Consider the following 9,993-nt stretch of genomic DNA (forward strand, 5'->3'; position numbering starts at 1 on the left):
GATTGCAGTTCAATTTCAGCAAGGAGGAGTCCGTTGTTTTCTCCGTGGAAAATGTCTATTTCCCAAATGTGGTTTTCTATGATGATTTCGTATCTGGTTTTATCAATAACGCCAGGCAAACATAGTTTTAGAAGTTCTTGTGCTTCTTGAAGGTCTATTTCTTTTTCCCATTCATAACGAGAAAGACCGCTGTCGTTAGATTTCCCTTTAATAGTTATAAATCCTTTTTCTCCTTTGATGCGTGCACGTACCGTTCTTTCTTTATCAGTAGATAAATACCCCTGCGTGATGCGTATTCCTGTTTTTCCTTTAAGGAAATCAGTGTTTTTAATCAGAAATTTACATTCTATTTCGGTCATGGGAGATTTAGATATTGCGCAAGATATGAATTTGTTTGGATGGTCATCCCAGAAAATATCGTGTTTTGTAGCTTCAATTAATTCTTAAAATCATGTTTCAAATGTGTCTGGGATCTGTTAGTAATGCCGTAGAGCTTTTAGGACTTGACATACCAACTATTTATGTTGGCATTGCCTAAATCTACTCCATAATTTAGGGTTTATAATAGCTTTCAATGGGTTATAGCATCGCTTTACCTTTCCGACCAAATTTCTGTAAGCTTCAATTTGTCCACCTTTTCATTCCAGAAATTTGTCTTAACAAATTATCAGGGAATAGGGAAAGGTGCTTTACAGGTCAGCTGTTTTTTACTGCGACAGAGAACTGCGACTGCCGACTTCGATAAGCTCATCACTTTCAATTCTAGATTTCTCATAACCATGTACCGCCATATAAATCATAGCACTCGCAATAGTTTCTGGTTCTATAGTACGGTACTTTTTAAGGGAACCAAAAAATAGTGGGTCTATGAGTTTTTGAATTTTTTTCCAAAGACTTTCAAAGTGTCTTTTTTCATCTCGTTTGCCTCCTATAAGTGATGGTTGGACAAAATAGTTTTCTTTAAATCCCAAAGCCTCTAGATCTCGCTCCATCTCTCCTTTACCTCGATTATAAGAGAATTTACTATCTGGGTCTGCCCCTATAGCGGAAACAACGATGATTTTATGGACTCCATTTGCTTTGGCTACTGTAGCCACTTCCAGCGGTAAATCATGTTCAATTCTGTAATACTCCTTTTTATCTGGTGTTTTTGCCTGTGTAGTTCCCGTACATATATAAAGATGGTCTCCTTTGAGATATTCCATATAGGTAATAGGATCAAATAAATCAGCAAGGTGATTAACGTGTTTTGGGTGTGTGTTTTGTATCTGCTTTCGCGAAAGCGTAACTACTTTATCATAGCTCGCATCTTCCAGCAGTTGAGAGCGTAAAATGGTTCCTGTTAGGCCAGTGGCGCCTATAATTAGTGCAGTAAAATTCATGGAGGTAAGTATGTTAACAGATAAGGTTTTCTTAGCTAAAGGTAGTAATTTTGAAACATGCACGAACTAGCAGATCGAAAAATAATTCATGTGGACATGGATGCGTTCTATGCCTCTGTTGAGCAGCATGATGATCCAGACTTAAGAGGGAAACCTATTGCGGTAGGTGGTGGTAGTGATCGAGGCGTTGTTGCGGCTGCTAGCTATGAAGCTCGTAAATATGGTGTGCGCAGTGCGATGGCCAGCGTTACAGCAAAAAGATTGTGTCCAGACCTTATTTTTGTAAAGAGCAGATTTGACAGGTATCGAGAGGTATCTGTACAGATAAGAGAGATTTTCCAGGACTACACAGACTTAGTAGAGCCTTTATCACTAGATGAGGCGTATCTGGATGTAACCGAGAATAAATACAACTTTCCTAGTGCTACGATTATTGCTTATGAGATTAGAAGGCGCATTTATGAAGTTACCGGTATAACTGCAAGTGCTGGGATATCAGTCAATAAGTTTATAGCCAAAATAGCCAGTGATTACAACAAGCCCAACGGTCAGAAAACTATTTTACCAGAAGAGATCCTTCTTTTTCTAGAAGAACTGGACATCCGTAAGTTTCATGGAATAGGAAAAGTTACCGCTGAGAAGATGTATCAATTTGGTATTTTCAATGGTAAGGATCTTAAAGCAAAGTCTCTAGACTTTCTTACAGAGAATTTTGGTAAAAGTGGAGCACATTATTATAAAATTGTACGTGGGATCCATAAAAGTCCGGTAAAAGCAGATCGAATCAGAAAATCTCTTGGTGCAGAACGCACATTTTCTGAAAATATATCAAGTGAAATTTTTATGAAAGAGCGTCTTATTCAAATAGCTGAGGAGATTGAAAAACGCATTTCAAAAACAAATGTTGCTGGTAAAACAGTAACGCTTAAAATTAAATACCGCGATTTTAAAACGCAAACTAGAAGCAAGACATTGCCTTACTTCATACGAGATAAAGAAACCATTTTGAATACAGCTGTTGCGCTTATGGAACAAGAAGGTTTTCGGGAAAGTGTACGCCTGCTTGGGATTACACTAAGTAATTTGAATACGGTTAAAGAGGAAGAGGTAGATTTTGTTGAAGTTCAGCTGGGATTTGCGTTCTAAAACATTAACTTTTGAGTCTGTTTTTTTTGAATAACTTTGAAATCTATGAGTTTACAAGATTCGCAATTCACTATTATACACAATGAACTTAAAACTACTCCATTGTTATGTTGGGATATAGTTAAATTGTTGCTGTGGGATATGGAGCCTAATATTTTTAACGATTTGGATAAAATCGCGGTTGAAAATAATTGGCATTTTAATTATTTTATGGATAGTTACAGTCATTTTGACGGCTACAGCATCGTACTAGTTGACCTTAAGTTAAATATCTGTGCAGCTTCTTCTAATATTGAAGAAATGACTGGCTATAAGCAAGAAGAGGTGATAGGTCAGACGCCTAGCTTTCTTCAAGGAGAGGAGACTAACGTAAATTGTAAGTATTTGTTGAAAATAGCAATTGATCAAGAGGTTCCTTTTCACAGCAGGTTGGTAAATTATGATAGAGATGGAAATCTATACGGTTGTGAAATCCATGCTTTTCCTATATACAATGGTTCAGGTAAATTATCTCATTACATTGCTTTTGAGCAAATTTACTCTCTATAATCCTAAATGATAAAAACCGTTTGTTTTTCAACAAACGGTTTGCAAATAAATTGTATACCATCGAATTAACCGGTGTTACTCCACTTCAGATACTCTTAATGTATTTACCATTCCTTTATTTGCAACTGGCATAGATACCAGGTTAATTAAGAAATCTCCTTTTTCCACGAAGCCTTTTTCTTTTGCAAATTTATTTACATCTTCTACAGTTTCATCTGTACTCACAAAGCGGTCATAGAAAAAAGCTTTTACGCCCCAAAGCAAACTTAATTGTGTTAAAATACGTTCATTACTAGTAAAGGTAAGAATGTGTGCAGCTGGTCTCCATGCGCTTATTTGGAAAGCGGTGTATCCAGAATTCGTCATGGTGGTAATAGCTTTTGCATTCATTTCATCTGCTATTTTTGCTGCGTGGTGACAGACTGATTTTGTGATGTACCTTTTTGTTTTAATATGCGGCGCAGAATGTGGCACTTTGATTAAATCGCTGTTTTCAACGGCTCTACAAATACTAGACATCTTCTCAATTACTTGCACGGGATACTTACCCACAGAAGTTTCTCCAGATAGCATAACTGCATCTGCTCCATCCATTACAGAGTTAGCCACGTCATTCACTTCAGCCCTTGTAGGAGTTAAACTTGTAATCATTGTTTCCATCATTTGCGTAGCAATAATAACAGGAATACGTGCTTTTTTTGCTTTGAGAACTAAGGTCTTTTGTATCAATGGTACTTCATGTGCAGGAATTTCCACACCTAAATCTCCACGAGCCACCATTAATCCGTCACAATACGCAATGATTTTATCGATATTCTCAACGGCTTCTGGCTTTTCGATTTTAGCAATGATGGGAATTTTGTACTCTGAGTGCTCTTTAATCAACTCTTGTAATTCCATTAAATCGCGGCTGTGACGTACAAATGATAACGCCATCCAGTCCACTTGAAGTTCACAAGCAAATATGGCGTCTACCACATCTTTTTCAGTAAGTGCAGGAAGGGAAATATCTGTTTGAGGCAAGTTGACACCTTTTTTAGATCTTAAAGGACCGCCTTGAATTACCTTAGTAACCACATCTTTTACTCCGTCCGTCGATAGGACTTCAAACATGAGTTTACCATCATCAAGAAGGATGAGTTCACCTGCTTTTACATCCCGAGGAAAATGCTCATAGTTCATATAAACACGTTCAGCAGTTCCTTTAAAAGGTTTTCCAGTGGAAATGGTAATGTGATCCCCAGGATGCACAACTACTTCGTCTTTCATGACGCCTACACGTAGTTTAGGGCCTTGAAGATCGCCTAAAATACCAGTAGCATAGCCGTGTTCTTTATTTATGTCTCGAATCATCTGTACTCGTTCTCGCACATCTTCATGATCTGCATGGGAGAAATTGATTCTGAATACGTTTACGCCAGCTTTCATCATGTCCAGTAAGACTTCTTTAGTAGAAGTTGCTGGTCCTAATGTTGCGACGATTTTAGTTTTTTTAGTGTTTGGCATTACTCAAATATTAAATAATCAGGTTGTTTTATTTTAAAAGTATCTAATTGATAGACGCTTATGACTTGAGGGATTTCCCCAAGGGTATTTAGTAATTTTTTAAGCGGAAAATAATTTTCGTCTTTTTCAACTTTTAGCAAGAAATCGACGGTTGCATACTCTTTTATCAGTACCGTTTTCACATCAGAAGACTCTTCATTATTAAAGAGACCTTGTGATGTTGTTTTTAGATTTGAAATACCCCAACATTTATTTGGTATCAAATAGAAAGCGGCATTTTGTTCTTGATCAAAATGTTTATACACCGGATAATTTGCCGTGTAGGTGTGTTGCAACACATCTTGATCTTCCTTTGTTCTTTTAAAATTTAAATGCAAATGCTTGTTTATCAAGTATGCCATTCTATAGGATTCTATGGTAGAATGTATAGCCATTAATATATAAGGCTCTTCTTCTAATTCCCAATCCATTAATTTGTGAACGGCCATTTATAAAAAAGTTTAATCTGGCTAAGTTAAGAAGACTAGAATTATTTTACTGTGCATTAATTTTAAATACAGGTTAATAATTACGAAAACGATAGTAGTTTATGTAGTTTTTTAATAATATGATAGGATAGGCCCCTATTTTTATGCCGCTTTTTTAGATGTTAAAAAGAAACATAGAGAGGTATACACATCAAAGGTGCTATCCGATTGTAAATATGGGGTTAAAACTTATCTTGTAAAGCAAAGAAAGCTCGTTTACTAGCTTTTTCTTCTGCTTTTTTCTTAGAGGTAGCCCTAGCTTTTGCTATGATGCGTTGATCAATGGTTAGTTTTACTGCAAAGTGACGTACGTCATCTGCTCCTGTATCTTCGTAAGTGTTGTAATCAAATTTCTTTTTGTGTTTTTGGCACCATTCAATAAGTAGACTTTTATAAGAAATAACTTTTCCTTCCAGTTTTTCGAGATCTACGTAGGGATCTATAACTTTTTTACAAATAAAATGTTTACAAACGCTATAACCGCGATCCAGATAAACCGCTCCCACTAGTGCTTCAAATAAATTACCGTGAATATTTGCACCAAAATTGCTAGTTGGTACTTGCGTCTGCGCATGTTTGATAAGACCAAAATCAAGTCCTAATTCATTGAGATGTTCCCTGCTGACGATTTTAGAACGCATTTTTGTTAGGTACCCCTCATCACCGCTAGGAACTTCATTATAAATATACTCTGCAATTACAGCCCCTAAAATAGCATCCCCCAAAAATTCAAGACGCTCATAACTTTGAGCAAACCCTTTTTCTGTTTTTAAACCCATTGACTTATGGGTAAATGCAGTTTCGTAAATTAAAATATTCTTGGCCTTTAAGCCAGTCATTTTTTTAATCGCAGTAGATAATTCCTCGTTAGCGCGGGTTTTCCCTCGAGACTTAAATATTTTGCGAATTCTATTCATAGGAATGAAAAGATCAGATTAGATCTTTCTAAATGCAATGCAACAATTATGACCACCGAAACCAAAAGTATTACTTAAAGCAACGTTCACTTCCCTTAATTCTGGTTTGTTTAATATCAATCGTAAAGAAGGATCGATATTCTCATCTATAGTGGTATGATTAATCGTAGGAGGAATAATTCCTTCTCGAATAGCCATTACACTAGCAATAGACTCTATCGCACCAGCAGCACCTAGTAAGTGACCCGTCATGGATTTTGTACTGTTGATACTTATGTGAGGCGTATGTTCCCCAAAAACAGCTTTGATAGCCTTTAACTCTGCAACATCACCTAGAGGTGTTGAAGTGCCATGAGTATTGATATGGTCTACATCCTCAGGATTGATTCCTGCGTTTTTTAATGTGTTTTTCATTACCGCAATAACTCCTCGACCCTCTGGGTCTGGTGCAGTAATGTGATAAGCATCACTAGAGAAACCTCCACCTATAACTTCCGCATAGATTTTTGCTCCTCGGGCTTTTGCATATTCATAATCTTCTAGTACTAAAGCACCAGCACCTTCGCCTAATACAAAACCATCTCTGGTGGCATCAAATGGACGGCTTGCTGTTTTTGGACTATCATTACGAGTAGAAAGGGCATGCATGGCATTAAAACCACCCATTCCTGCTTGAGCAATAGCAGCTTCAGAGCCACCAGTTACAATAACATCACAATGTCCTAGCTTGATGTAGTTAACAGCGTCTAACATAGCATTTGCGCTGGAAGCACAAGCTGAAACTGTTGTGTAATTAGGACCCATAAATCCATATTTAATAGAAATATGAGCAGGGGCAATATCTGCTATCATTTTTGGGATAAAGAAGGGATTAAAACGCGGCACACCGTTTCCAGTTGCAAAAGCTTTAACTTCTTCTTGAAAAGTTTCTAGACCACCTATTCCAGCACCCCAGATCACACCAACTCTATATTTATCTATAGAGTTGGTATCTAATCCAGAGTCAGCTATAGCTTCATCACCTGCAACGAGTGCATATTGGGCAAATCGGTCCATGCGTCTAGCTTCCTTGCGGTCTATGAAATCAGTCACATTAAAGTTCTTGATTTCACAAGCGAATTTTGTCTTGAAATGTTCTGTATCAAAATAAGTGATAGGAGCACAACCGCTCTTACCAGCCTTTAAAGCCTCCCAATATTCCTGTAGGTTATTCCCTATAGGAGTAAGGGCACCCATTCCTGTAATGACAACTCGCTTTAATTCCATGTAATATAAATTACGCTTTTGCTTCTTCGATGTATGAAACAGCTTGACCTACAGTAGCAATGTTTTCAGCTTGATCGTCTGGGATCTGGATATCGAATTCTTTTTCGAATTCCATGATCAACTCAACTGTATCGAGTGAATCTGCGCCTAAGTCGTTAGTAAAGCTTGCTTCTGTAACAACTTCGTTTTCGTCAACACCTAATTTGTCTACGATAATTGCTTTTACTCTTGATGCAATGTCTGACATAATAATCTAATTTTAATTTTGTTTGAATGAAACGCAAAAATAACAAACTTTGAGTTAATACCATGTTTTAGTCATTTGAGTTAACTTGCAATTTAATTTATTTTTATAATAAGGAAGAACTCACCTCTGGCTTTACAACAAGTCTCCCATATACAGATATGAAAAAAATAGTAATTCTAGCGAGTGGTAATGGTACTAATGCTCAGTCGATTATTGATCATTTTGCACACTCTCATCTGGTTAAAATATCGTTAATTTTGTCTAATAAACCACAAGCTTATGTATTAGAAAGAGGTACAAAAGCTGGTATTTCTGTGATGAGTTTTAACAAATTTGCTTTCGCGAAAGCGGAACACGTACAACGACTTCTAAACGAGGAACAGCCTGATTTGATTGTTCTTGCAGGTTTTTTATGGAAAATCCCATCATTTTTAATTCAAGATCATCCAAATAAAATTATTAACATTCATCCAGCTTTATTACCTAATTACGGTGGAAAAGGCATGTACGGCATGAATGTACACCGCGCAATTATTGAAAATAAAGAGAAAGAAAGCGGTATTACCATACATTATGTGACTGAAAATTATGACGAAGGCGCTATTATCAAGCACGCAACTTGCACAATAGGTAAAAAAGATACCGCCGAAGATCTGGCCGCAAAAATTCAAGTTTTAGAACAGAAATATTTTGCTACAACTATTGAAGAATTACTCCAATAATGGAGGAAGTACATATATACACAGACGGCTCTTCTCGTGGTAATCCGGGCCCAGGAGGATATGGAATAGTCATGATAGCCGTAGGACAGGATTTTAAAAAAGAATTCTCTCAAGGCTACCGCAAGACCACTAACAACCGCATGGAGCTCCTCGCGGTAATCGAAGCACTTGAAAAAATAAAAAAAGAAAATGTAAAAATTACCGTTTTTACAGACAGTCGCTATGTGAGCGATGCGATCAATAAAAACTGGATGGCAGGTTGGATCAAACGCAAGTGGAAAAATGTTAAGAATCCAGATCTATGGAAACGTTTTTTAAAAGCTTATAATAGAACGCAGCCTAAAATGCAATGGGTCAAGGGACATAATGATCACCCTATAAACGAAAGATGCGATGCTCTTGCTGTAAATGCAGCGCTTGATAAATCCAATCATTTAGTGGATGAAGGTTTTGAAGCCGGTGAGAAAGGCCTATTTTAAAGATTTTTGCTAATAAATTTGTTACTTTACTTAATCCCGAATTTAAAAATCAAGCATTATCAAAAAAATTATCCTTTTCCGATTCTTGCTTTTTTTTAGGACTAAGTAGTTTTGGTTTTGTCAAAATGGATGAAAGAATGTCGCGTTTAGAAATAATTGTAAACAGCAGCAAAGAACGAGAGTATACCGTTTCTCCCATGACTGGGATGGCCATTGACGATACTTTTATGTTTAATATGGATATGAAAATGATCGGTCTATCTAGTTATATACAAGGTAACTTAAAGGAAAGCTACGGATTTGATGATAATAGAGGATTTGCAATAAATCACAATTATAATCAACTGATTAGATGTAATACAACTAGTGAAACTAAATTAATTCAAGGATATAACTGTACCAAAGCACTAATCACTTATAAAGATAAATCGTTATATAAGAATACAACTTCTAGAGAATTTTGGTTCACAACGTAATTAAATTTTAATGGTGGACCAATTGTATTTAGTGGATTACCTAGTTCAATAATGCAAGTAAAAACTCCAATAACCACTATTACGGCAAGTGAGATCGAATCACATAAAAAACCTTTTAAAAAGAATGTAATTGAATCTGACAAAACAAAAGCGTACAAAGAAGCTCAAATTTATTTTAAAAAAGGAGCAGATGCTATCCGTTCACGCATGTAAGGTTTTTTTCATTTTTTTCATTTTTTCAAATACAAGCTTTGCTCAAAAGCATTTAGAGTTTTCTGGAAATGTGAAGGATTCTTTGGGTAACATAAAAAATTTTATGTCAAGCCTTTAAAGAATAAATTAAAAATAGATATTTTAAAGCAACTGAGAACAATGGTAAATATTGCCATTGCTATAAACAGTAAACTAATGATTTTAAAAACCAATAGCGATAATTTGAAGGTTGGTCAAGTTATAAAGAAAATAGGTGGTACAGCCGTATCTGACGCTAACCTGTGTGATTTTTAAAGATTGTTAATGGAAAAAACCTCCGAATGGAAAAGTTTTAAATCTAAAGTTAAATAATGATAAAATGAAAGCAGTTCTTTTTTCCATAGTACTCTTGATTTCTGGATTATCAATTGCTCAAAGCGATACCAGATTCCATATCGGCATAGGGCTGAGTAATGACGTGTCTTCTTATTATTCGGCAGATTATGCTAATTATTTATTGAATAAAGAATCTAAATTTAATTTAGGTGCGCAATTAGGTGGGTATTATTATAATTTTGATAATA

14 protein-coding genes are annotated in these 9,993 nt (G+C 36.0%); 7 read left to right on the plus strand and 7 right to left on the minus strand.

The features are described from left to right. Together ACJAT0_RS11130 and ACJAT0_RS11135 are read right to left on the minus strand one after the other, a co-directional pair. Positions 1–359, minus strand: a 359-nt coding sequence (locus ACJAT0_RS11130; RefSeq protein ID WP_415181709.1) for a CYTH domain-containing protein, incomplete at its 3' end; no start/stop codon positions are given. 348 nt (positions 360–707) lie between these two features. Then, a complete protein-coding gene (locus ACJAT0_RS11135) occupies positions 708–1,382 on the minus strand; it encodes an NAD-dependent epimerase/dehydratase family protein (protein WP_415181710.1) in 675 nt (224 codons plus the stop codon). Between the two features lie 57 nt (positions 1,383–1,439). Between ACJAT0_RS11135 and dinB the strand changes: the two genes are divergently transcribed. Beyond that, complete coding sequence (gene dinB, locus ACJAT0_RS11140) at positions 1,440–2,528, plus strand: DNA polymerase IV (protein WP_415181711.1); 1,089 nt, start codon at positions 1,440–1,442, stop codon at positions 2,526–2,528. Between the two features lie 45 nt (positions 2,529–2,573). After that, positions 2,574–3,077 (plus strand): PAS domain-containing protein, encoded by a 504-nt coding sequence (locus ACJAT0_RS11145; RefSeq protein WP_415181712.1) that lies wholly within the window; start codon positions 2,574–2,576, stop codon positions 3,075–3,077. A 75-nt stretch (positions 3,078–3,152) separates the two neighbouring features. Here ACJAT0_RS11145 and pyk read toward each other — a convergent pair whose 3' ends face one another. The 5 genes from pyk to ACJAT0_RS11170 form a co-directional block, all read right to left on the minus strand. Further along, positions 3,153–4,583 carry a pyruvate kinase gene (pyk, locus tag ACJAT0_RS11150; protein ID WP_374002172.1) on the minus strand — a complete coding sequence of 477 codons (1,431 nt, stop codon included), beginning with the start codon at positions 4,581–4,583 and terminating at the stop codon, positions 3,153–3,155. Then, entirely contained in the window at positions 4,583–5,071 is a 489-nt protein-coding gene (locus ACJAT0_RS11155) for an IPExxxVDY family protein (RefSeq protein ID WP_374002170.1), read from the minus strand. Before ACJAT0_RS11155 ends, pyk begins: the two co-directional genes overlap by 1 nt. 221 nt (positions 5,072–5,292) lie before the next feature. After that, entirely contained in the window at positions 5,293–6,027 is a 735-nt protein-coding gene (gene rnc, locus ACJAT0_RS11160) for a ribonuclease III (RefSeq protein WP_415181713.1), read from the minus strand. 18 nt (positions 6,028–6,045) lie between these two features. Continuing rightward, positions 6,046–7,293, minus strand: coding sequence for a beta-ketoacyl-ACP synthase II (fabF, locus tag ACJAT0_RS11165; protein ID WP_415181714.1), 1,248 nt, complete (start codon positions 7,291–7,293; stop codon positions 6,046–6,048). Positions 7,294–7,303: 10 nt separating this feature from the next. Next, entirely contained in the window at positions 7,304–7,540 is a 237-nt protein-coding gene (locus tag ACJAT0_RS11170) for an acyl carrier protein (protein ID WP_015361896.1), read from the minus strand. Between the two features lie 158 nt (positions 7,541–7,698). Between ACJAT0_RS11170 and ACJAT0_RS11175 the strand changes: the two genes are divergently transcribed. The 5 genes from ACJAT0_RS11175 to ACJAT0_RS11195 all read left to right on the plus strand — a co-directional run. Next, complete coding sequence (locus ACJAT0_RS11175) at positions 7,699–8,262, plus strand: phosphoribosylglycinamide formyltransferase (RefSeq protein ID WP_415181715.1); 564 nt, start codon at positions 7,699–7,701, stop codon at positions 8,260–8,262. Continuing rightward, a complete protein-coding gene (gene rnhA, locus ACJAT0_RS11180) occupies positions 8,262–8,741 on the plus strand; it encodes a ribonuclease HI (protein ID WP_415181716.1) in 480 nt (159 codons plus the stop codon). The genes ACJAT0_RS11175 and rnhA overlap by 1 nt, the downstream gene beginning before the upstream one ends. 137 nt (positions 8,742–8,878) lie before the next feature. After that, on the plus strand, positions 8,879–9,217 hold the full coding sequence (locus tag ACJAT0_RS11185; protein WP_415181717.1) for a hypothetical protein: 339 nt from the start codon (positions 8,879–8,881) through the stop codon (positions 9,215–9,217). A gap of 51 nt (positions 9,218–9,268) precedes the next feature. Then, positions 9,269–9,430 (plus strand): hypothetical protein, encoded by a 162-nt coding sequence (locus ACJAT0_RS11190; protein ID WP_415181718.1) that lies wholly within the window; start codon positions 9,269–9,271, stop codon positions 9,428–9,430. A 358-nt stretch (positions 9,431–9,788) separates the two neighbouring features. Continuing rightward, a partial coding sequence (locus ACJAT0_RS11195) for a hypothetical protein (protein WP_415181719.1) occupies positions 9,789–9,993 on the plus strand: 205 nt, incomplete at its 3' end.

This window comes from Nonlabens sp., assembly GCF_047636915.1.
Lineage (GTDB): Bacteria > Bacteroidota > Bacteroidia > Flavobacteriales > Flavobacteriaceae > Nonlabens.